The sequence below is a fragment of the Janthinobacterium kochi genome (genome assembly GCF_051380715.1).
In the GTDB taxonomy this organism is placed as follows: Bacteria; Pseudomonadota; Gammaproteobacteria; order Burkholderiales; family Burkholderiaceae_D; genus Janthinobacterium.
Genome location: NZ_JBNYXO010000008.1, coordinates 169044 through 191337, shown reverse-complemented (window position 1 = coordinate 191337; position 22294 = coordinate 169044). Strand labels below are relative to the sequence as shown.

General features: G+C 62.4%; 16 protein-coding genes. 2 read left to right on the top strand and 14 right to left on the bottom strand.

Going from position 1 to position 22294, the window contains the following annotated elements:
• Window positions 1–84: 84 nt before the first annotated feature.
• From ACQ4WL_RS18480 to ACQ4WL_RS18460, 5 genes are all read right to left on the bottom strand, one after another.
• Entirely contained in the window at window positions 85–831 is a 747-nt protein-coding gene (locus ACQ4WL_RS18480; RefSeq protein WP_436511123.1) for a FecR family protein, read from the bottom strand.
• Window positions 832–835: 4 nt separating this feature from the next.
• Window positions 836–6634 (bottom strand): YDG domain-containing protein, encoded by a 5799-nt coding sequence (locus ACQ4WL_RS18475; protein WP_436511042.1) that lies wholly within the window; start codon window positions 6632–6634, stop codon window positions 836–838.
• A 16-nt stretch (window positions 6635–6650) separates the two neighbouring features.
• Window positions 6651–8267: a ShlB/FhaC/HecB family hemolysin secretion/activation protein gene (locus ACQ4WL_RS18470; RefSeq protein WP_436511041.1), complete on the bottom strand. Its 1617-nt coding sequence runs from the start codon at window positions 8265–8267 to the stop codon at window positions 6651–6653.
• Between the two features lie 211 nt (window positions 8268–8478).
• On the bottom strand, window positions 8479–10734 hold the full coding sequence (locus ACQ4WL_RS18465) for a CHASE2 domain-containing protein (RefSeq protein WP_436511040.1): 2256 nt from the start codon (window positions 10732–10734) through the stop codon (window positions 8479–8481).
• Window positions 10731–12353, bottom strand: coding sequence for a GAF and HD-GYP domain-containing protein (locus ACQ4WL_RS18460; RefSeq protein ID WP_436511039.1), 1623 nt, complete (start codon window positions 12351–12353; stop codon window positions 10731–10733). Before ACQ4WL_RS18460 ends, ACQ4WL_RS18465 begins: the two co-directional genes overlap by 4 nt.
• A gap of 199 nt (window positions 12354–12552) precedes the next feature.
• Between ACQ4WL_RS18460 and ACQ4WL_RS18455 the strand changes: the two genes are divergently transcribed.
• Window positions 12553–13449, top strand: a complete 897-nt coding sequence (locus ACQ4WL_RS18455) for an MBL fold metallo-hydrolase (RefSeq protein WP_436511038.1) — start codon at window positions 12553–12555, stop codon at window positions 13447–13449.
• A 58-nt stretch (window positions 13450–13507) separates the two neighbouring features.
• Here the strand turns inward: ACQ4WL_RS18455 and ACQ4WL_RS18450 are convergent, their stop codons facing one another.
• The 7 genes from ACQ4WL_RS18450 to rpsF form a co-directional block, all read right to left on the bottom strand.
• Window positions 13508–14521, bottom strand: coding sequence for an inorganic phosphate transporter (locus ACQ4WL_RS18450; RefSeq protein WP_436511122.1), 1014 nt, complete (start codon window positions 14519–14521; stop codon window positions 13508–13510).
• A 39-nt stretch (window positions 14522–14560) separates the two neighbouring features.
• The gene (locus ACQ4WL_RS18445) at window positions 14561–15187 is read right to left on the bottom strand and encodes a DUF47 domain-containing protein (RefSeq protein WP_010400015.1); all 627 of its coding nucleotides are present in this window, start codon (window positions 15185–15187) and stop codon (window positions 14561–14563) included.
• A gap of 93 nt (window positions 15188–15280) precedes the next feature.
• Entirely contained in the window at window positions 15281–16666 is a 1386-nt protein-coding gene (locus ACQ4WL_RS18440; protein ID WP_071076107.1) for a replicative DNA helicase, read from the bottom strand.
• Window positions 16667–16801: 135 nt separating this feature from the next.
• The gene (gene rplI / locus ACQ4WL_RS18435; RefSeq protein WP_034783456.1) at window positions 16802–17257 is read right to left on the bottom strand and encodes a 50S ribosomal protein L9; all 456 of its coding nucleotides are present in this window, start codon (window positions 17255–17257) and stop codon (window positions 16802–16804) included.
• 27 nt (window positions 17258–17284) lie between these two features.
• A complete protein-coding gene (rpsR, locus tag ACQ4WL_RS18430) occupies window positions 17285–17575 on the bottom strand; it encodes a 30S ribosomal protein S18 (RefSeq protein WP_010400024.1) in 291 nt (96 codons plus the stop codon).
• 15 nt (window positions 17576–17590) lie between these two features.
• A complete protein-coding gene (gene priB / locus ACQ4WL_RS18425) occupies window positions 17591–17899 on the bottom strand; it encodes a primosomal replication protein N (protein WP_071322552.1) in 309 nt (102 codons plus the stop codon).
• Between the two features lie 20 nt (window positions 17900–17919).
• Window positions 17920–18309 carry a 30S ribosomal protein S6 gene (gene rpsF, locus ACQ4WL_RS18420; RefSeq protein WP_034750499.1) on the bottom strand — a complete coding sequence of 130 codons (390 nt, stop codon included), beginning with the start codon at window positions 18307–18309 and terminating at the stop codon, window positions 17920–17922.
• 276 nt (window positions 18310–18585) lie between these two features.
• Between rpsF and lexA the strand changes: the two genes are divergently transcribed.
• Window positions 18586–19221 carry a transcriptional repressor LexA gene (gene lexA / locus ACQ4WL_RS18415; RefSeq protein ID WP_436511121.1) on the top strand — a complete coding sequence of 212 codons (636 nt, stop codon included), beginning with the start codon at window positions 18586–18588 and terminating at the stop codon, window positions 19219–19221.
• Window positions 19222–19459: 238 nt separating this feature from the next.
• Here lexA and ACQ4WL_RS18410 read toward each other — a convergent pair whose 3' ends face one another.
• Both ACQ4WL_RS18410 and purF read right to left on the bottom strand, forming a co-directional pair.
• Window positions 19460–20701: a cystathionine gamma-synthase family protein gene (locus ACQ4WL_RS18410; RefSeq protein WP_436511037.1), complete on the bottom strand. Its 1242-nt coding sequence runs from the start codon at window positions 20699–20701 to the stop codon at window positions 19460–19462.
• A 43-nt stretch (window positions 20702–20744) separates the two neighbouring features.
• Window positions 20745–22268: an amidophosphoribosyltransferase gene (gene purF, locus ACQ4WL_RS18405; RefSeq protein WP_436511036.1), complete on the bottom strand. Its 1524-nt coding sequence runs from the start codon at window positions 22266–22268 to the stop codon at window positions 20745–20747.
• Between the last annotated feature and the right edge of the window lie 26 nt (window positions 22269–22294).

The following is a 22294-nucleotide window of genomic DNA, read 5'->3' as shown; positions in this document are numbered from 1 at the left end:
TAACGAATAGGGTCAGGATCTGCTATCCCATGATGGGAAGGTCAAGCCCTATTTGTCAGGTGTGCCGGATTTGCTGGAAACAGCTTAGCGCACCACGCAGTCGATGGCGGCAGGCTTGCTGCCGCCTGCAGCGCTGCCTGAGCTCGATGGTGAGGCTGAAAAGACTGGCGGCGGCGTGAACTTGATGCCGGGATTGACGGGCAGCAACACGGGCGGCTGCCTGATGTTGGGCGTGAAACCGAACTGGCCGGCGGCGATATCGAGCGTGCCGCCTGGATTGCTCACCACGATTTGTCCGGTGGTCACCGACGTGTACAGCCCTGGCGCAAGGGTCGGCCCTGCCGGTGATCCCGTTTTGGGTAGCGACGAGCCTGGTGCCGCATAGCCACCGGCGCTGACATACTCGGCAGTGAAATACGTGCCGCGGATGCCGATGGTGGCGACCGGCGTCTTCATCTCGAAGCGCTCCTTGTTGCGCTTGCCCAGCAGGCCCGACAGCGAACGCAAGCCTCCCTTGACCAGGTTGAACGAGGCCCGGTCGCCGTCGGGCTGATCGGCCTGGTAGGCGAACTGCTCGACCACGAAGGTGGTACCAGGCTTCAGGGTGATCTCGCTGTTGTCGATGAATTTCACCAGGGCATAGGTGTTTTTCTCCGTCACCAGCGTATCGCCAGCCTCCACCTCGGACTTGAGCGACAATATCTTGACCTTGCCGTCGGCCTTTTTCGCCATCATCGGCCCGCTCAACTGCGTCACCGTGCCCGCCACTTGGGCGAACGCATGCAGGCTGATGCTCATCAGCACCAGCCACAGCATGGCGCCGGCCAGCATCGACCTAGTTGCAATAATTCTTCTTGATACCATTTTGAGGATCATCTGTTGCTTTCTTCGTCGATTCTTTGGAGGTGGCGCTCGCCAGCAGTGGCGTGGTCACGTTGTTGGGCGTAGTGAGCTGGTTGAGCGGGTTGTATTGCTCGCTGAACGCAGGCACGGTATTGCCGGCGCGGATGATGGTGCTTGGCGGCACCACCGGCGTCGTCACCGGCTGGGCCACCAGCACCGAGGCCGGCACGTTGACCCGGCCATTCGGCGCCAGCAGCGACACGGGCGCGCCGCGGCTGTTGATGCGCACGGTCTCGGCGGCGGTCAGGTCGCCGTTTTTCGCCAGCACGGCGATGCGGCCCGTGGCCTGCACATCGAGTCTGGCTGCGCCGGCAAAGGTGACGCCGGTACCGGCCGTGACCGCGATGGCGCGCGCCGCATTGACGTGCGCGCCGTCGCCGAAGGCCACGTCCGTGCTGGCGTCGACGGTGACGTCGTTGCCGCTGATGGCACCCTGCACATTGACGGTGCTGTGTGCGATCAAGCTCACATTGCCACCATTCGCAACGATATTGCCAGCCGTGATGCCGCCGGTGTTGTCGATGACGATATTGCCCGCGCCAGTGGTCAGCGTTCCCAGGGTCAAGGTGCCGGGCGCCGAGGTATTGTTCAGCGCAATGCCGCCCCCTGCACTATTGCTGGCAGTAAAACTGCTTAGCTGGTTACCCGCATGGTCCAGCACGATGCCATTTTTCGCCTGCGCCGTCAGGCTGCTGGCGAGCAGCGCACCGTCCTGGCCGATGGCGCCGTTCAGGGCGCTCAGCCGCACATCGTTCGCCGCCAGGCTGGCGAAGCGCAAGTCGCCATTCGCTTGCGTGATGGCCAGCTGGCCCGCCAGCCGGATGGCGCCGGCCGCCTGGCTGAAGCTGTTGGCGACGAGCAAGTTACCGTTGCCGCTCAGCATACCGCCGCCTTGCGCATAGCGCTGCGCCGACAGGCTGCCGTTCAGCAGCAAGCTGCCGCCGCTGATTTCCAGGCCGGCCAGGCCGCTCAGCGCGGAGAGGTCGAGCGCACTTTCACCGAGGGTCAGGCTGCCGCCCGTCAGCAGCAAGCCCGTTGCGGCATTCAAGTTTTTCAGGATGGTGTTGCCGGCCGCCGCACTGTAGGTGACGATGCCCTTGCTGTTGCTAAAGTCGACAGCCAGCACGTTCGCGCCTTCCGGCACCACGCCGCCGTCCCAGTTGGCGGCATCGCTCCACAAGCCGTTGCCACTGCCGATCCAGGTGGACAATTGCTTTTGCGCAATCGTTGCCTGCGCCGTGCCGCCCGTCGTCTCCAGCGTGTAGTTGCCCGCATCGGCGCCGGCCAGACGGAAACCGCTGGCCGTCACCAGCTTGCCCGCGCCCGCGTTCTTGTCGGCAAAGCTGCCGCTGCCGCCCACCACGCTGACCACATCCTGGCCCAGCACGCCGTTCGCCGATGCGCTGACGGCTGCACTGGCAGTGCCGTCATACACTTTGCCGGCGGCGCTCAGGCCTGCCAGCGTCAGGCTGGCGGGCGTAATGCTGGCCAGCAAGCCTGTGGGCAAGACGATGAAGTAATTGCCCGCATCGGCGCCCGTCAGCGTCGCGCCGCTCAGCTGCACAGCCTTGGCCGCGCCCACGTTTTTGTCCGCAAAGCTGGCAACGACCGAGGCCGTCAAGCTGTCGCCGGCGAGGCGGTCATCGCCCAGAAGGCTCAACTGCGCGCCCGTCGTGCCATCGTAGACCTTGTTGCCGGCCACGCCGGACAGGTTCAGCGCGCGCGCGCCGATATCGGCCGTGGTACTGCCAGCGTAGTCGTAAAGCACATAATTGCCCGCATCGGCGCCCGCCAGGTGCCCCGTCGCCACCTGGTAATCGACGCTCTTGCCGCTGCCCGCATGCTTGTCACGGAAGCTGCCCAGCAAACCGGCCATGCTGACCTGGTCGCCAGTCACCAGGCCTTCAAAATACCCATTCAGGGCCGCTTGCAAGCTGCCGTCATAGACGCGGCTCTGCGCGCCCGTGACGCTATAGTTCAGCAGACGCGGCGTGATGTCCGCCGTGCCGTCCAGCGTACTTGCGGCCAGGCTGTAGTTGCCCAGGTCATTGCCGCCCAGGACCAAGCCGCTGGCATGCACGGCCTTGCCGCTGCCGGCGTTCTTATCGAGGAAGGCGGTGCTGCCGCTGATGCTGAGGTTGTCGCCCGCCACCACGTTACCCAGCACAAAACTGGCGCCGTCGTAGCCCAGCGTGCCGTCATACACCTTGCCATTGCCGCCCATGCTCACCGTCAGCGCGCGCGGCGTGATGGCGAAGGTCGTCGTGCCGCCCAGGCTGATGTCGTACTTGGTCGACCACAGGCCCGTCGCTGCATAGTTGCCCACATTGCGCGCGTTGCCATACCCGAGGCTGCCATTCACGCCGGCATCGCCATCGAGCAGTCCCACATAGGCGATCGAACCGAGGAAGGCGGCCAGCTGGCCATCGTAGACCTTGCCCGTGGCATTGCCCGAGAGGTTCACTTGCAGCTGCTTCAGGAAAACCTTCAGCATCGGCGTCGTATAGCCTTCATAGATGCGCCATACGCTGCTGAAATTGTAGTCATTGAAGCTGCCTTGCTGTTGCATCTGCGCCGTGCTGCGGCCGCTGGAGCCGCCACCACCGGTCTGCACCAGCGACGTTTCGTAGTTGAAAAAACCAAAGCTGAACGGGGAACCGGCAGACACGCGGCCCACTACCGCGCCGACTGTCGCGTAGCCGTCACCGGTCACGGCGCCACTGCTGAAGACATGGCTGACGCTGCCCGTACTTTCACCGACCAGTCCGCCCATGTTTTCCCTGACCAGGATGGAATCGGCAATGCCTGCCCGGCCCACGGCGCCGCTGGCATAGGCGTCATTGATGCGGCCGCCGTTCAGGCCCACCAGGCCGCCGATGCTGCGCGCGCCACTGACATTGCCGGTGGCATACGATTGGCTCAGCGCGCCCTGGTTGTTGCCCACCAGGCCACCGATCATTTCACGCGCGCCCGTCACCACGCCGGTGGCGTACGAGGTCGCGATGCTGGCGCCAGACACATTCCATCCCGCCAGGCCGCCGATGGCGCCGCCGTTGTCGGCATTCACGCCGGTGACGGCGCCGCTGCTGGCCGACAGCGTGATGGCGCCGCCGTTGCTGCCCACCAGACCGCCGACATTGCGCTGGCCGCTGACGGCCATGCTGCTGTTCACGTTGTCGATCGTGCCGGTGACGACCTCACCCGCCAGCGCGCCCACGTTGGCCCTGCCGGCGACGCTGCCGCCGCTCAGGGTCAGGTTGCGCAAGGTGCCGCCCTGCACGCTGCCGAACAGGCCTGCCGCCGAACTTGGCGCCAGGCTGCGGTCGATTTTCAAATTACTGAGCGTAAATCCGCCGCCATCGAACACGCCGGAAAAACCGTTGCCGCCGCCGGCGATCGGCACAAAACCCTGGCCATTGTTCCAATTCACGGTGTCGCTGGCGTCGATATTGCCGGCCAGGCGATAGCTATTGCCAAGGCCAAGGCTGGCGATGCCTTGCAAACCATAGATATCGGCGATCAGATAGGGGGAGGACGTGCCGCCGTTGCCACCGGCCACGCGCAGGAAACTGGCGCCGCTACCGATGGAAAAGTTTCTGGCGCTCAATCCTGGCAGGGCCGCCGCGTTTTGCACCCAGCTGCCGCCGTCCAGCACAAAGCTGCCGCCCACCGTCACGGCGCCCGTGGCCGTAATGGCGGAACCTGAATTGATGCGCAGGTCGCCCGCCGTAGCGAGCGCATCCGAGATGCCGATGCCGCCCGTATTCGTGCCGTCGCCGATGGTCAGTTTTGAGGCCGAGATACCAGCCAGCTCCATCGCGTTCAAACTCAGGGTCGTGCCAGATTTGGTACCCAGGTCGATGCTGCGCGCACCGCTCAAGGGCTTGATGATGACATTCGCGCCGCCCGCCGTGCCGCCGACATCGATGCCGCCGGCTAGGGTAATATTGTCGGCCTGCAAGGTCACCGTCTGGCCGGCGATGCCGCTGCCGGTGAGCTGCTTGGCGCCGCCCGACAGGCTGATGCCGCCCAGCGCAACATTTGCGCGCAAGCTCAGATTACCATTGCCGACATTGACCGCAGCGGCCCCCGCCACACTGGCACCGGATAGCGAAATATTGCCGCCATTGCTGGTGATGGACGCGCTCAGGTTGACGTTCGATCCCGGGCCATAGTTGGCGCCGCTGCTGGCATCGTTGGCGGACAAGGTCACATTGCCGCCGTTGGTGGTGATGGCCGCATACACATTGATCGTCTCGCCGGCCGTGGCACTCAGGCCAATGCCGGGATTGAGCATATTCACGGCACTGCTGAAATTGATGCGGTGCTGGGCCTGCAAGATTACATTGCTGCTGGCGGCGGAAATGGTATCGGCGCCGATGCTGGTGCTGCTGGCGGGCAGGCCCTCCATGAACTGATCTACGTCTTCGAGGCTGCCGCCACTACCCTGCACGACATCGATATCGAATGGGTCTAGCAGCCAGCTACCGCGCTTGCCTCTGCCGGAGCGGGCGCTGGTATCGACGCGGATGCCTTCGACCGCCAGGTGATAGCCCGAAGTTTCCACGAAGCCGCCGTCGCCGCCCTGCGCACCGCCGCGCGCGGAAATGCTACCGTGCGCCTGGGCCGATTCATTGCCCCAGGCGATGACTTTGCCGCCGTTGCCGCTGTTGACGGCATCGGCGGCCACGCTGGCGTCCTTGCCGATGAGCACCTGGCGCGCATTCTGCACGGCCGCGTTCTTGCCCTGGTATTCACCGCCCAGCAAGACCGTGCCGCCGCCCGTGGCGCCGCTGGCGTCGATTGTCGCATTGCCCAGCAAACCTACCTGCTCGCCCAGCACCATGACCTCGCCGCCCTTGCCAGCCGCGCCCGTGGCGCTGGTGACGCTGCCCGCTTCGAGCAGCGTCTTGCCGCTGGCCTTGAGCACGATCTTGCCGTGCTCGCCGACGACGGCGCTATTCGCGTCGAGCACGCCGCGCTGGCTGACCAGCGCGCCGGCCATGCCGATGCTGCCGCCCTGGGCGATGATCTGCCCCAGGTTCAGGGCGTGGTCGTTGGGTGCCGAGACCAGCACGCGCAATTGCGGATTGCCGGGGTCGGCCAGCTGCACACTGCGCCCGGCCGCCAGGATCACCTCGCCGTTCGGCGCCGTGATCAGCCCAGTGTTTTCCACATTCGGCGCGATCAGCAGTACTTGCCCGCCCTTGCCCGCATTGATCACGCCCGCATTGCTGACGCCACCGGACACGCTGCCGGCCATAAACTGGCGCTTGCCGGCCAGGAAGTCCTCGTTCGTCATGCCCAGGCTGGAGGCCACCAACCCATTCACGTCCACTTTCGCCCCCTGGCCAAAGACGATGCCGTTCGGGTTGATCAGGAAGACCTTGCCATTCGATTCGAGCGCTCCCAGGATCTTGCTGGGGTCTTGTCCCGTGATGCGGTTGAGCACGGCACTATTGCCGTTTTGCTGGATGAAGCGCGTGATTTCGCCCGCATGGATGGAAAAGCTTTGCCAGTTGATGATGGTGTTGGGCGTATTCGTGATCGAGAATACATTGCCCTGCTGGTTGAACGTCGCCTGTCCATGGACTACCTGCGGCAAGGCGGGATTGGCTTGCGCCACGCCGAAACAGCCGGCCAGCAGCAGCGCCAGCGCCGTGCGGCGCAAGGGCGGCGAATGAGGCTGCGTCAGGACGAAAACGGAGGCGTGCTGGACGTGATTGTGCATGGTGTTCATCCTGATGCTAGTAGGCCAAGGCGAGGCGGAAATGCAGGCGGTTGGCGCCCCGCTGTCCCGTGTCGCCGCCATTGACGACATGGGCGTAATCGAGTTGCAGATTGGCGTAACGGCTGAGCAGCAACCGCAGGCCGAGGCCGCCGCTGCTGATGCCTTGCGAAGCGCTTTCGCCGGGCAGCGCATGGTTGCGGCGCAGCCAGGCCGTGTCATAGAACGCCAGCGCGCGGCATTGGTAAGCGAGCGCCTGGCCGCACCAGTTCGGCGTGTACAGTTCCAGGTTCAGGTTGACGCCCGAGTCATTGGCCACCTCGCGCTCGGCAAAGCCGCGCACGGACGCGGCGCCGCCGGCGCCGAACTGCTCGCCCGGCACCAGCGCGTCCGGCGTGACCTGCGCATTGACCAGCGCGCGCCATTGCCAGTCGCCGGCCAATACACGCCCCGAGCTGGCGCTCAGGCGCACGGTGTTGTAGGCCGCCTTGGCGTGCGCACGCACGCGATCGAAATCGGCTTGCGCACCGTGTTTGCCACCTGGAATGTTATGCGCGAACGTGACCGCCACGCTGGTCTCGCCCGTGGGCAAGGTCCAGTTGCCGATGTAGCTGACGCTGAGCGGGTGCACGCTGACGTCGGCGCCCAGTTCCATGCCAAACAGCTGCACGCTGTTGCGGTAAGCCTTGTAATCGATGCCATACACGAGCTTGGGTTCGAAATCGCCGCGGCGGGCAAAGTTCTGGTTGTAGCGGATGCCGGCCATGCTGCCCTGGCCGCTCACGGCCAGATCGAAAATACCGGCCGAAATGCTGCCCGAATCGACGTTCGAGTAGCTGGCAAAAAAATCCATCGAGTCGCCCAGCGCATACAGCGGCAAGTGGTAGCCGGCGCCATATACGCCCACCTTGTCCGGCTTTTCCAGGCTGCTCGTGTATTGCAGGCTGGCGACCTGATCGCGCCCGAACAGGTTGGCATGCTGCAGCACCACGCCCACGTGCGTCTTGCCCGTCTGCGCATTGCCCGTGTTGTCCACGTTGAGCATGGCTTTCCAGGGCTTTTCATCGGCCACCGTGACGATGGCGTCGATGGCGCCCGCCGGCTCGTCGGCCTGCAGGCGCACTTCAATCTTGCGCGCCGGGTTTTCATTGGCCAGCTTCAGGCTTTGCGACAGGGCCGGCAAGTTCGGCGTCTCGCCCTCGCGCAGGGACGGCAAGGCGCGCCGCACGTTGGCCTCGTCTACATGCGCGTTGCCGCTGATGGCGAGCTTGCCAAGCGGCGTTTGCAGCACGCTCAGGCGCACCACGCCCCGTTCCAGCTCCTGCTCGGGCAATTGCACCTGCACGGCGCTGTAACCACGCGCGCGGTAGGCCCCCTCCAGCGCCTCGACGGCGCGGGCAATGTCGGAAAAATCGCGCTGTGCTCCCGTAAAGGGCGCCAGCAGGGCTTGCACCTGCGCTTGCGTGAGCAGGGTGTTGCCCTGGACGTCGAAGCGACGGATCTCGAAGCGCGGCACGCCGTCCTCCTGCATGGCAGGAGCAGCATCATCCATGGAAATGGAAACGGCAGCGCCCGCGGCGCCGACAGCGAACAGCAGCGCGGAACCCGCAAGCAGGTGCACCAAACGATATGTCATGTGTAGGATTTCTTGTGTAACCGGACAAGCGCGCGGCCCGCAGGCGCCTGCATATCCGGCAATGGATTGAAGGCAAATTTTAGACGGCTTTTAGTATCCAGTCAGAAATTTCTAACATTTCTCCCTGATTTTTATCGCAGCGCAGCAATCAGTGTGCCCACAATGCTGAAAAATGCCCCCATTGCGTGCATTTCCCGCCACCACGGCAGGCTTACTTGCTATTTAATACGGTCACGCCGTCCCAGTCGGCAGGCGGTGGCAGGCTGCGATAGCGCTCCAGGCGTGCCGCGTACAGGTGGTACAGGCTGTCGTCGGGAAAGTCCGCCTGCAAGCGTGCGAGCTGCGCGCCAGCGGCCGCCCAGTCGCGCACGCGCAGCCAGGCCAGCACCGCGTGCCAGCGCTCGAGCTGCGCCAGCTCTGCCACGTCGGCGTCGACCAGCAGGCAGCGCGGCTCGAAGATGGCCACCGCTTCCTGCTTGCCCAGCACGCGTATGCGATCGAGTTCGCGATAGACAAAGTCCGGCGCGGCGGCGCGCGTGGCGGCGCCCACGACGATGCCCACACCATACAGCTTGCTGGCGCCTTCCAGGCGCGCGGCCAGGTTGACGCTATCGCCCATCACCGTATAGGCGCGGCGGATGCGCGAGCCCATGTCGCCCACATGCATGGCTCCCGTATTGATGCCGATGCCGATGCGCAGCGCCGGCCAGCCGCGCGCGCAAAACTGCTGGTTCAGCCGCGCCGCGCTACCCTGCATCAGCAAGGCGCTGGCCACGGCCCGGCTGGCGTGATCGCGAAAGGCGACGGGCGCGCCCCAGAACGCCATCACGGCGTCACCGATGTATTTGTCCAGGGTGCCGCCATGGCTGTCGCGGATATCTTCCGACATGGCCGTCAGGTATTCGTTGATGTACTCGCGCAGCGCGGCCGGCGCCAGCTGCTCGGAAATGGCCGTGAAACCGCGTACGTCGGCAAACAGCACCGTCAGTTCGCGGTTCTCGCCCTCCATGGTGTAGCGGCGCGGATTGTCGGCCATCTCGGCCACCAGCTCGGGCGCCACATATTCGCCGAAGCGCGCCACCAGCGCGCGGCCCTTGCGCACCTCGAAAAAATAGCCCCACGCCAGGTTGACGATGAACAGCGCGACGATCAGCAACAGCAGCACGGCGCCGCCCAGCACCAGGTCGTGCACGGCGTACAGGTACAGGTTGATGGCGATGACAGCCGCCAGCGCGCCCAGGGTAGCGAGCATCACCCCGGCTGGAGGCAGCACGGCCAGGGCGCCCGCCAGCAGCAGGCCAAACAGCACGATCTGCACCAGTTCGAGCGCCAGCGCGTAGTCGGGCCGCGCCTTGAAGCGCCCGTCGAGCATGGACTTGATCAGGTTGGCGTGCACCTCCACTCCCGGATACTCGGCATTCACGGGCGTGGCGCGGATATCGTTCAAGCCGGGCGCCGTAGTACCCACCAGCACGATGGCCCCCTTCAGCAGTGCGGGCGCAACGCTGCCGGCCAGCACATCGGACGCCGACACATAGCGGAAGGCGCCGCCAGCGGGGCCGCCAGCGCCGCGGTACTGCACCGTGGTGCTCAGGGCTTCGCCCACCGGTATCGCCAGCGCGCCGCGCGGCGTGAACAGCATGATGTGTTCGAGTCCGCCGTTGGCCAGTTCGCGCGCCGACAGGGTATCGGCCGTACCCGCAAAACGGGGGGCGATGGCGCGCGCCTGCAGGTAGACGGCCACGGTGGCCAGCGACAGCGAAGGGTAATAGCCGTCGCCGATGCGCTGCAACAGGGTCGAGGAACGCACCACCCCATCGGCATCGGTCAACGCCGTGAAGATACCGGCGCCTTGCGCGGCCGCCTGCAGGGGCGCGATATTGGCTTCGTAGCCATGCGCCACGTAGGCCGTGACGCTGCGCCCGTTCAAATCGGCCACGGTGAAGGCCGGCTTGGGCAGCACGCCCTTTCTTTGATGCTCCGACACGCTGTAGCCCAGCACGACGGGTTGGCCGCGCATGGCCTCGGCAAACAGGCCGTCGTAGTCCATGGCCGGGCGCAGTTTTTCCAGCTGCGCCGGCAAGCCGGCCACGCCGGCCAGTTCGCCGCGCGCCAGGCCTTGCAGCACGGCGTAGCCGGAACTGGTGTCGGCTTCGGGAAACGAGATATCGAAGCCCAGCGCGGCCACGCCGTAATGGCCGGTGAGCTGGCGCACCAGGCGCGCCTGAATGTCGCGGCTCCAGGGAAAGCGGCCCACGCGGGCCAGGCTTTGCTCGTCGATGTCGACGATGACGATGCGGCGCTCGAGCTGCGGCTTTTCCGCGCGCATGCGCCAGTCGCCCAGCATGGCGTCAAGGCGCGCGATTGTGTCGTTGCCGGCCAGGCACAGGATGGCGGCGCTGATGGTCAGCACCACGCCCAGCAGCGACCGCGCCCCATGCTTGCGCAAGGCCAGTAAAGGTTTCAAGGGGTATAGCCTGGAATGGCCGCCTCGTCGATGGCATCGATCTGGCTCGGATGCAGGTGCTTTTCAGCGAAGGCCATATAGACTTTGCTGCGGATGAAAACGTCGAACAGCTCGGGGTCGATATGCCCGTTCAGGCTGAAGTTGCCGAGGATGCGCAAGGATTCGGACAGCGACTTGCCCTTTTTGTAGGGCCGGTCGCGCGCCGTCAGGGCCTCGAAAATGTCGGCGATCGCCATCAGCCGCGCCGGCACCGACATCTGCTCTTTCGTCAGCCCGCGCGGGTAGCCCTTGCCATCCATGCGCTCGTGGTGGCCGCCCGCATATTCGGGCACCTTCTGCAGGTGCTTGGGCCAAGGCAGCGCTTCGAGCATGCGGATCGAGACGCTGATATGGTTGTTGACGATGGCCCGCTCGGCCGCCGTCAGGGTGCCGGCGCGGATCGTCAGGTTTTCCATCTCGTCGGCGTCGAGAAAATCGCGCAGTTCGCCATCGGCCGCGCGCCAGCGGCGCCTGGCGATCTGCCGCACGCGCTCCTGGTCGGCCTGCGCCATGCTCTCGCCGCCGATGTTCACCGTGCGGATGAAGTCGCGCTCTTCGCGCAGCGCCGCCTGCTCCTGCGCCAGCGCGCGGGCAATCGCATCCTTGCGTTCCGGCTGCGCCGCCTGCAGGCGCAGGGCGGCAATTTCGGCGTCGCGCAGCAGCACTTCGTAGCGCGTGTCGATCAGGGCGATGCGATCAAAAATGGTTTCCAGCTTGGTGGCCTTGTCGACTACGTGCACGGGCGTGGTGATCTTGCCGCAATCGTGCAGCAAACCGGCCAGCCACAGCTGCTTGCGCTCGTTGTCGCTGAGCCGGAAATCGGCCAGCGGGCCGCTTTCGGTCGCATGTGCGGCGTCGGCCAGCAGCATCGTCAGCTCGGGCACAAACTGGCAGTGCCGCCCCGTGTAGGGCGACTTTTCATCGATGCCGATATTGATCAGGGTAACCAGCGATTCGAGCAGCTCTTCCAGCTGCGCAATGAGCAGCTGATTCGTCAGCGCCACGCCCGCCTGCGCGGCCAGCGCCTCGATGAAGCGCTGGTCGGTGGAAGAAAAGGCGCGCACCTGGCCAGTTTCCCCATCCTTGGCATTGACCAGCTGCAGCACGCCGATCAAATCGCCTTCATGATCGCTCATGGGCACCGTCAGGATCGATTGCGTGTGGTAGCCATGGTGACGGTCAAACTCGCGCATGCCGGAAAAATTGAAGCCCTCGTCGCGGTAGACGTCGGCGATATTCACGCTGCGGCGCATGTTCGCCGCGTACGCGGCCACCGACGCCAGGTTGGGCTGGCCCGCGCCATCGAACAGGGGCACGCCCGGCAAGCCCATGTCGCCCCCCTGCACGATGCCCAGACTGTCGTTGACACTGATGTAGAACGCCAGCTGGCGGCCCTCGGCCATGGGCCGGTACAGGGTGGCGCCATCGGCGCCGCTCATGCTTTTTGCCAGCAGCACGATGCGCTGCAACAAGGCGCCGATATCGTGCCCCTCGCCGCCCAGGCCGTGGCCAAGCGCGACACTGAGTTCGGTCAATTGCTCCAGTCTGTGGGCGATTTTCTCAGGGTGCAACTGAGGCATGTTGATGGCAATCAGGTAATGGGCAAGCAAAAAAAGGGGAAGTCGGCAAGCGCCAGTGTAACGGCCACCCTGCGCACTGTACATTACTTAGTTACAACAAAATGAAATAACTTTCCGTATCGCAACACACATAAATGTTGCCGCCAATTTCATTAATTAGAATAGAATCAACAATAATTACACAGTAACAAGGTACTGAATGAAATTCACGTTCAGGGGCGTGCGCGGCTCCATCCCCTCCCCCGGCCCGCGCACGGCGCGCTATGGCGGCAACACCACGTGCATCGAAGTACGCACCGACAACGATAGCCTGATCATTCTCGATGCGGGCAGCGGCATCTTCTCGCTGGCGCAGCAACTGCCGCCCGGCCTGCCGGTCGACGCGCACGTCTTCATCACGCACAGCCACTGGGACCACATCCACGGCCTGCCCATGTTTAGCCCCCTGTTCGTGGCAGGCAACCGCATGCGCCTGCATGGCGCGCACGATGCCGTCGCCGGACGGGGCATCGAGCACGTGATGGCGGTGCAGCTGCAAGACAGCTATTTTCCCGTCAGCGAAGCGGCCATGGCGGCCAGCATCGAGTACCGTACCCTGGCGCCCGGCGAAACCGTCGAGGTGGGAGGTGCATGCGTGCGCGGCGTGGAAATGAACCATCCGGTGATCAACCTCGGCTACCGCATCGACTGCGGCGGCGCCTCGCTGTTTTTCAGCGGCGACCATGAACCGTTCTACAACCAGCATCCGCCCGGCCATGCCGACCATGCGGCCTGCGCGCAGCGCAATGTGCAGCGCCAGGGCGGCATCGACGCCATGGTCGCCGGCGTCGATGCCCTGATCATGGACTGCTCGTACACGCGCGAGGAGTACCCGGCCAAGCAGGGCTGGGGCCACGGCACCTTCGACGCCGCCTTCGACCTGGCCCTGCGCTGCCGCGCGCGGCGCCTGTACTGCACCCACCACGAGCCGACCCGCAGCGACGAGCAGCTCGAAGCCGTCTTTGCCGACGTGATGGGCCGCTATGCTAGCCGCCTGGACGGCCTGCAGGTGTTCCTCGCCTGCGAGGGACTGACGGTGGAACTGGCCGGCGCATAAAAAAAAGGAACCTCGCGGTTCCTTTTTTTTACATGCGCTCAGTTGGCCCAAGGCCACCTTACATGATGTGGCGGCCAATCCACCAGGCAACTGCGGCGACAAACGCGGAAGCGGGAATCGTGAAGATCCAGGCCCAGACGATGTTGCCCGCCACGCCCCAGCGCACGGCCGACATTTTTTGTGCCGAGCCGACACCGACGATGGCGCCCGTAATGGTGTGCGTGGTCGACACGGGAATGCCCAGCGCCGTCGAGACGAACAGGGTGATCGCGCCACCCGTTTCGGCGCAGAAGCCGCCGACGGGTTTCAACTTGGTGATCTTCTGGCCCATGGTCTTGACGATGCGCCAGCCACCGAACAGGGTGCCGAAGCTGATGGCCGTGTAGCACGAGATGATGACCCACAGCGGCGGCATGGCGTCAGCCGCGTTCGAGTAGCCGGCGGCGATCAACAGCATCCAGATGATGCCGATGGTTTTTTGCGCATCATTGCCGCCGTGGCCCAGGCTGTAAGCCGCCGCCGATACCAGTTGCAGGCGGCGGAACCACTTGTCGACCTTGCGCGGCGTCGAGCGCACGAATATCCACGACACCATCAGCATCATGATGGAGCCGAACACGAAGCCCAAGACGGGTGCGATCACGATGAAGGCCACGGTTTTCCACAGGCCGGCCGCGACCAGCGCGCCCGTGCCGGACTTGGCGACAGCGGCGCCCACCAGGCCGCCGATCAGCGCGTGCGAGGACGACGAGGGAATGCCGTAGTACCAGGTAAACAAATTCCAGAAGATGGCGCCCATCAGCGCGCCGAAGATCACGTACTGGTCGATCACTGCCGGGTCAATCGTGCCCTTGCCCACCGTGGCGGCCACGGTCAGCTGGTGGAACACGAAAATGGCGACGAAGTTGAAGGTGGCGGCCATGGCAACCGCGGTCTGCGGTTTCAATACACCCGTCGAGACCACCGTGGCGATCGCGTTGGCGGCATCGTGGAAGCCGTTCATGAAGTCAAACAGCAGCGCGAGGACGATCAACAGGCCTAGCACGTAGATGCTGATTTGTATGGTCATTATAGTTTCTTTTCTGATTCTGGTTCAGGACAGGCCCAACGCTTACGCGTTTTCGACGATGATGCCTTCGATAATATTGGACACATCTTCGCAACGGTCGGTCACGGTTTCCAGAATTTCGTAGATCGCTTTCAGCTTGATCAGGTTGCGCACGTCCGGTTCGTCGCGGAACAGTTTGGACATCGCGGCGCGCATCACGTGATCGGCATCCGATTCCAGGCGGTCGATCTCTTCGCAGATGGCGACGATCTTGCGCGAGTTGTCCATGTTATGCAGCATGGCGACGGCGTCGCGCACTTTTTCGGTACAGGCCAGCACCAGTTCGGCCAGGCGTTTGGCTTCCGGCGTGACGGCTTTCAGATCGTACAGCGAGACGGTTTGCGCCGCGTCTTCCAGCAGGTCGAGGATGTCGTCCTGGCGCGTGATCAGTTGATGGATGTCGTCGCGGTCGATCGGCGTGATAAAGGTCTTGTGCAGCATTTCCACGGTGGCGTAGGTAACTTTGTCCGCCTGTTTCTCGATGCTTTCGATCGCATGCACGCGGTTTTCCAGGTCGTCGAAATTGGTCATCAGGCCCAGCATTTCTTTAGCGCCCTTGACGCACAGTTCCGCGTGCTGGTTAAACAATTCAAAAAACTTGCCCTCAGTGGGCATCAAGCGTCCAAACATGTCATTCTCCGTTAAGCATTGAGTCGTGTTATTTACTACAGAAAGCCGCCCCGTATGAGGGGGCGGCCAATGGAATATCAGTGCTGCTGAGTCTTAATCGCCTTGGTAAAGCGCCAGGCCACCACTGTAATTGCCAAATTTGGTGTACTGCCCCATGAAGGTGAGGCGGATGCTGCCGATCGGACCGTTACGCTGTTTACCGATGATGATTTCGGCCGTCCCCTTGTCTGGCGAGTCGGGGTTATACACCTCGTCACGGTAAATGAACAGGATCACGTCGGCATCCTGCTCAATAGCGCCCGATTCGCGCAAGTCCGACATCACGGGACGCTTGTTCGGGCGTTGCTCGAGCGAGCGGTTCAGCTGGGACAGCGCGATCACGGGACAACCGAGTTCTTTCGCCAGCCCTTTCAAGCCCCGCGAAATCTCGGAAATCTCCGTGGCGCGGTTATCGCCAGGGGAGTTGGCCGACATCAGTTGCAAGTAATCGACGATGATCAGGCCCAGCTTGCCGCACTGACGCGACAAACGGCGCGAGCGGGCGCGCAACTCGATCGAGTTCAACGCGGGCGTTTCATCGATGTACAACTGCGCGTCGTTCATCTTTTGAATCGCATTCGTCAGGCGCGGCCAGTCTTCGTCGTTCAGGCGGCCCGTGCGCAGGCGGTGCTGGTCGAGCTGGCCGACCGAGCCCAGCATACGCATGGCCAGCTGGGCGCCGCCCATCTCCATCGAGAACACGGCCACGGGCAAGCCGCTGTCGATGGCCACGTTTTCGCCAATGTTGACGGAAAACGCCGTCTTGCCCATCGAAGGACGGCCCGCCACGATCACCAGGTCGCCCGGCTGCAGACCGGAGGTCATGCGGTCCAGGTCGATGAAACCGGTGGGCACGCCCGTGATTTCACTCTGGTTGTCGCGGCTGTACAGCTCGTCAATACGCTCGACCACCTGCGTCAGCAGGGGCTGGATAGCGGTCCAGCCTTGGGCGCCGCGCGCGCCTTCTTCGGCGATGGCGAAAATCTTCGATTCGGCTTCGTCAAGCATCTGCTTGACTTCCTTGCCTTGCGGGCTGAAGGCCGTTCCGGAGATATCGTCGGCGACGGTGATAAGTTTGCGCAGCACGCCGCGGTCGCGCACGATCTCGGCATAACGCCGGATGTTCGCGGCCGATGGCGTGTTTTGCGCCATGGCGTTCAGGTAAGCGAGTCCGCCCACATCATCGGCCTTGCCGAGCTGGGTCAGGGTTTCAAAAACAGTAATGACATCGGCTGGCCTGGAGCCGTTAATCATCTTGACGATTTGTTCGAAGATGATCCGATGGTCATAGCGATAGAAATCCTCCGCATGCATGAAGTCGGCGATGCGGTCATACGCTGCATTGTCGCGCAGCAGACCACCGATAACGGATTGTTCTGCTTCGATCGAATGCGGCGGAATACGGAGGGAATCCAGTTGCGGATCAGAGGGGGCGTTCATGGCGCGAATTATACCCGCTTCGGCGTGCTGGCAAAAATAAAGGGCTGAAATTGAGCGAAAAAAAGGGCACAAAAAAGCCGGGCGAACCCGGCTTTTCATACTGCGGCAGCGCTTGCGGGCCAGGCCCGCAGACGATTACGCGTTCGCGTCTGGAACGACAGCGATAACAACTTCCACGACCACGTCGGTGTGCAGAGCAACCGAAACGTTGTGCTCGCCAACGATCTTCAGCGGGCCGGTAGGCATGCGGATTTGTGCTTTTTCAACAGCAAAACCTTGCTTGGTCAGCGCTTCAGCGATGTCGAAGTTGGTGACGGAACCGAACAGACGGCCATCGACGCCAGCTTTTTGAGCAACTTGAACGGTCAGACCGCTCAGTTTTTCGCCCTGGGCTTGCGATGCGGCCAGTTTGGCGGCAGCAGCTTTTTCCAGTTCGGCGCGCTTGACTTCGAATTCAGCCACAGCGGTAGCCGTAGCACGACGTGCCAGGCGTTGCGGGATCAGGAAGTTACGTGCGTAACCGTCTTTGACTTTGACGACTTCGCCGAGGTTACCGACGTTAACAACTTTTTCTAACAGAATGATTTGCATAGTTCTTCTCCAGGAATATCTGACCGATTAAGCGTGGTGCAGATCGGTGTATGGCAGCAGCGCGAGGAAGCGAGCGCGCTTGATTGCGGTGTCGACTTGGCGCTGGTAGTGCGCTTTGGTACCGGTCAGGCGTGCTGGCATGATCTTGCCGTTTTCTTGGACGAAGTCTTTCAGCGTGTCGACGTCTTTGTAGTCGACTTGCTCAACGTGAGCTGCGGTGAAGCGGCAGAACTTCTTGCGTTTGAACAACGGATTTTGCTGTTTGCGTTTTTCTTTAAGCTTGAGCTTATTTTTGTCGAACTTTTTACCGAATGCCATGTCAGGCTCCTGTATCTAAAATGCGCTAGTCGGGGTGACTGCACTAAAATCAATGATGTGAAACACCAAACTCTTGCTGTTGCGGCTCTTCCTCGCCAGGAAACCCGTGAACTGATAGACCCCGCCCAAGCTTGCCTGACTGAACCGGCCTGAAATTTCGCCAGCGGCTAGCGCGGCAACATCAAACTCGGTCAAACGGGCAATCCCTGCTTCCATCTGCTGCGAACTGTGTTGCAATACTGCATTCACAATCGGCAGCCCTGCCGGGGTATAGCGCAATATTTCGCGCTCGGCAATGATGGCGGTAACTTGTAGCTGGTTCAGCGCACGATCCTGGTCAAGAATTAAGCTGCTGCTGCGGCTGGAGCGGCTGCTGGTGCTTCGGTGCGGTGGCTTTTGGCCGCGTCTTCGCGTTGTACCGATTTCATCATCGGCGAAGGAGCTGTTTCAGCTTTCTTCATTTTAACGGTCAGGTGACGCAACACGGCATCATTGAATTTGAATGCTGTTTCCAACTCGACCAGGGTCTCGTTGTCGCATTCGATGTTCAGGCAGATGTAGTGTGCTTTAGGCAGCTTTTGGATCGAGTAAGCCATTTGACGGCGGCCCCAATCTTCCACGCGGTGAACCGAACCGCCGCGGGTGGTTACGCTGGCTTTGTAGCGTTCGATCATCGCGGGCACTTGCTCGCTTTGGTCCGGATGGACGATAAAGACTATTTCATAATGACGCATGCAAACTCCTTCAGGTCGGATTGATAATCGCCCACCCCGGCGTCAAGACGGGTGTGGGAAGGTCAGCCGAAGATTATAACCGCCTTTTGCAAACGTTTCAATCATTCCTTCAACAAGCGGCCCATGCACGGGCCTGGCCAGGCGCTTTTTCCTGTGCATTCCAGTATTTCGCACGAAATTCACGCAAATAAGGCAAATCCCCTTGCATAGTGGGCGATACTGTACAAAAATACAGACTGTTCATATAGACAGCATTTTAGTATGCACCCACCGCTCATGATCAAGCTGACAGCACGACAAGAACAAATCCTGAACCTGATCAAGGACGCGATTGAAAACACGGGTTTTCCTCCCACCCGTGCCGAAATCGCCAATGAACTGGGTTTCAAATCGGCCAATGCGGCCGAAGAGCATTTGCAGGCCCTGGCCCGCAAGGGCGCGATCGAGATTTCGCCCGGCACCTCGCGCGGCATCCGCCTGATCGGCACCGCAGCCGAAGCGGCGCCATCGAAGGTGCCTGCAGCACTGCTGATGTCGCTGCCCCTGATCGGCCGCGTGGCTGCCGGTTCACCCATCCTGGCACAGGAAAACCTGGAAGCGAGCTACAACGTGGACCCGGCCCTGTTCTCGGCCAAGCCCGACTTCCTGCTGAAGGTGCGCGGCTGGTCCATGCGCGACGCCGGCATCATGGATGGCGATTTATTGGCCGTCAAGAAAGTCGACAGCGCCAAGAACGGCCAGATCGTCGTCGCCCGTATCGGCGACGAAGTCACCGTCAAGCGCTACAAGAAGACGGGTTCCGTCATCGAACTGCTGCCGGAAAACCCCGACTTCAAGGTCATCACCGTATCGCCGGAAGATGAATTCGCACTGGAAGGACTTGCAGTGGGCTTGATGCGCAGTTGGCATTAAGTTGCATGCCGGGGTCAGACCCGGCGGGGGAATACGTCCCAATGGGACGTATTCCGATCGCGAAGCGACTGACCCCAGTTTTTAGTTGCGGTCCCCTCTCATGCCTGACACGCAAGTTTCGATGCCCGACAAAACCGTAGCGAGCGGAAGGGAGAGGTGGCCGAGAAGCGGAACCGTACTCTAGTACGGTGAGCATCGCAAGCCGCCTATACCGACGCGCAGTAGGTTTGGTTGGGCATCATTCCTCAAGCGCGCTGCGGAAGTCTTCAAGCAGATCCGCTTCATCCTCGATGCCGACTGACACGCGGATCAAGGACTCGGCAATGCCCATGTTGGCGCGGCGTTCGGCACCCATCTCGTAGAAAATCGTATGCGCGACGGGAATGACCAGGGTGCGCGTGTCGCCGAGGTTGCTCGCTGGAATGGCCAAGTTCAGGCGATTGAGGAAATCGAAGCAGTCGATGCCGTCCTTCAATTCAAAGCTGAACAGCGAGCCATAGCTGCGGAACAAGTCCGTCGCCAGCGCGTGCTGCGGGTGCGACGCCAAGCCGGGATAGTGCACGGCAGCCACGCGCGGGTCGGCGGCCAGCATGCTGGCCAGCGCCAGGGCGTTCGAGCAGGTGCGGTCCATGCGCAAGGCCATGGTTTCCGCGCCGACGGCGATATGGTGCGCCGCCTCCGGGCCCAGCGATGCGCCGAAATCGCGCAAGGCCTTGGCCCGGATTTGCGCGATGCCCCACTGCGCTGGCGCCGCCTTCTTATAATTGTCGAAAATGTTCGGGTACTGCGTCCAGTCGAACACGCCCGTGTCCGTCAAGCTGCCGCCCAGCGCATTGCCGTGGCCGCCGATGGATTTCGTCAAGGCATTGACCACCAGGCCAGCACCCACCGCTTTCGGGCGGAACAGGTAAGGCGTCGTCATGGTGTTGTCGACGATATACAGAATGCCCTTCTCGCGGCACAAGGCGCCGATCTTTGCCAGGTCGGCGATCTGCGTGCGCGGATTGGCGATGGTTTCCACGAAAACAATCCGCGTTTGCGGCGTGATGGCGGCCGCCACGTTGGCCACCTCGGTGGCATCGACGAAGGAGACGGCGATGCCCTGCCCCGTCACCGTTTGCCACAGGCTGTTGGTGTTGCCAAACAAAAAGGCCGACGACACCACATGGTCGCCCGCGCGCAGCAGCGACTGCACCACGGCGCCGATGGCGCCCATGCCGGTGGCGAAACACAAGGTCGCCACGCCATCTTCCATCTTGTTGACCTTGTCTTCCAGCGCGGAAACGGTCGGATTGCCCTGGCGGCCGTAGCGAAAGCCCGGCTCCTTGCCCTGGAACACGGAAGCGAGCTGGCGCGCGTCGCTGTAGCCGAAAGCGACGGAGGTATGCACAGGCTTGTGCAGCGAGCCGTGCTCGATGCCCTTGCGGCGGTCGTTGTGCAGAATGGTGGTGGTAAAGCCGTAGTTTTTTTTATCGTTCATGATCGCGGAGAAAAAAATGCCCGGCATCGGCCGGGCAAGTTACCTATGCTTCTGTCGTCGCCAGGTTCAGGTTCAGCTGGGAACGCGGCGTATCTTCCGGCGCTGTCGCCTTCGGATGGTGGCGCGCATATTCCAGGCGGTCCAGGTATTCCTGCGACACGTCGCCCGTCACGTACACGCCATCGAAGCACGACGCCTCGAAGTTCGTCAGGGCCGGGTTGACGTCGGCGATCGCCTGCTTCAGGTCGTCGATATCCTGGTACACCAGGTAGTCGGCCGTGATTTCGCGGCACACTTCTTCCGTCGTGCGCCCGTAGGCGATCAGTTCGTCGCGCGTCGGCATGTCGATGCCATACACGTTCGGGTAGATGACCGGTGGCGCGGCCGAGGCGAAGATGACTTTCGTCGCGCCCGCTTCGCGTGCCATCTGCACGATTTCACGGCTGGTGGTGCCGCGCACGATGGAATCGTCGACCAGCAACACGACTTTATCCTTGAATTCGGACGGGATCGCGTTGAGCTTCTGGCGCACGGATTTCTTGCGCGCCGCCTGGCCCGGCATGATGAAGGTACGGCCGATGTAGCGGTTCTTGATGAAGCCTTCGCGGTATTCCAGGTTCAGCGCCAGTGCCAGCTGGATGGCGGCCGGACGCGAGGAATCGGGAATCGGCATGACCACGTCAATATGTACGTCAGGCAATTCGGCACGGATCTTTTCAGCCAGGTATTCGCCCATTTTCAGGCGCGTGGCGTACACCGAGGCGCCGTCGATGACGGAATCGGGACGGGCCAGGTAGACGAATTCAAACACGCAGGGATTCAGGCTGGCATTGTCGGCGCACTGGGCGCTGTGCAATTTCTTGTCGGCATCGATGAAGACGGCTTCGCCGGGACCGATATCGCGCACGAAGCGGAAGCCCATGCCTTCCAGGGCCACGGATTCGGAGGCGATCAGGTATTCAGGACCCAGCTCCGTTTCATTGATGCCCAGGCACAGCGGACGGATGCCGTGCGGGTCACGGAAGGCCAGCAAGCCCACGCCGGCGATTTGCGCGACGGCAGCGTAGCCGCCCTTGACGCGGCGGTTCAGCACGGTGATAGCCTTGAAGATGGCTTCCGGGTCCAGGTTCAGGCCCGTCGTCGCTTCCTGGATTTCATGCGCCAGCACGTTGAGCAGCACTTCCGAATCGGAATCGGTATTGATGTGGCGGCGGTCGTTCTTGAACATTTCCTGTTTCAACTGTTCCCAGTTGGTCAGGTTGCCATTGTGCGCCAGGGTGATGCCGAACGGTGCATTCACATAAAACGGCTGTGCTTCCTCTTCGCTCGACGAACCGGCCGTCGGGTAGCGGCAATGGCCGATGCCCGTCGTGCCTTGCAGCGAACGCATGTTACGCGTACGGAAGACGTCACGCACGAGGCCATTGGCTTTGTGCATGGAAAACATACTGCTGTGATTGGTCGCAATCCCTGCCGCGTCCTGACCGCGATGTTGCAAGAGCAACAATGCATCATAGAGCAATTGATTGACAGGTTGATGGGAAACGACGCCGACGATGCCACACATGGTGTGCTCCTAAACTGTGCTACTGA

Coding starts and splice junctions, on each gene's coding strand:
- ACQ4WL_RS18480 (WP_436511123.1), bottom strand. CDS start 831: ATGCTGGCCGGCGCCATGCTGTGGCTGGTGCTGATGAGCATCAGCCTG.
- ACQ4WL_RS18475 (WP_436511042.1), bottom strand. CDS start 6,634: ATGCACAATCACGTCCAGCACGCCTCCGTTTTCGTCCTGACGCAGCCT.
- ACQ4WL_RS18470 (WP_436511041.1), bottom strand. CDS start 8,267: ATGACATATCGTTTGGTGCACCTGCTTGCGGGTTCCGCGCTGCTGTTC.
- ACQ4WL_RS18460 (WP_436511039.1), bottom strand. CDS start 12,353: ATGCCTCAGTTGCACCCTGAGAAAATCGCCCACAGACTGGAGCAATTG.
- ACQ4WL_RS18455 (WP_436511038.1), top strand. CDS start 12,553: ATGAAATTCACGTTCAGGGGCGTGCGCGGCTCCATCCCCTCCCCCGGC.
- ACQ4WL_RS18445 (WP_010400015.1), bottom strand. CDS start 15,187: ATGTTTGGACGCTTGATGCCCACTGAGGGCAAGTTTTTTGAATTGTTT.
- ACQ4WL_RS18440 (WP_071076107.1), bottom strand. CDS start 16,666: ATGAACGCCCCCTCTGATCCGCAACTGGATTCCCTCCGTATTCCGCCG.
- rplI (WP_034783456.1), bottom strand. CDS start 17,257: ATGCAAATCATTCTGTTAGAAAAAGTTGTTAACGTCGGTAACCTCGGC.
- rpsR (WP_010400024.1), bottom strand. CDS start 17,575: ATGGCATTCGGTAAAAAGTTCGACAAAAATAAGCTCAAGCTTAAAGAA.
- rpsF (WP_034750499.1), bottom strand. CDS start 18,309: ATGCGTCATTATGAAATAGTCTTTATCGTCCATCCGGACCAAAGCGAG.
- lexA (WP_436511121.1), top strand. CDS start 18,586: ATGATCAAGCTGACAGCACGACAAGAACAAATCCTGAACCTGATCAAG.
- ACQ4WL_RS18410 (WP_436511037.1), bottom strand. CDS start 20,701: ATGAACGATAAAAAAAACTACGGCTTTACCACCACCATTCTGCACAAC.
- purF (WP_436511036.1), bottom strand. CDS start 22,268: ATGTGTGGCATCGTCGGCGTCGTTTCCCATCAACCTGTCAATCAATTG.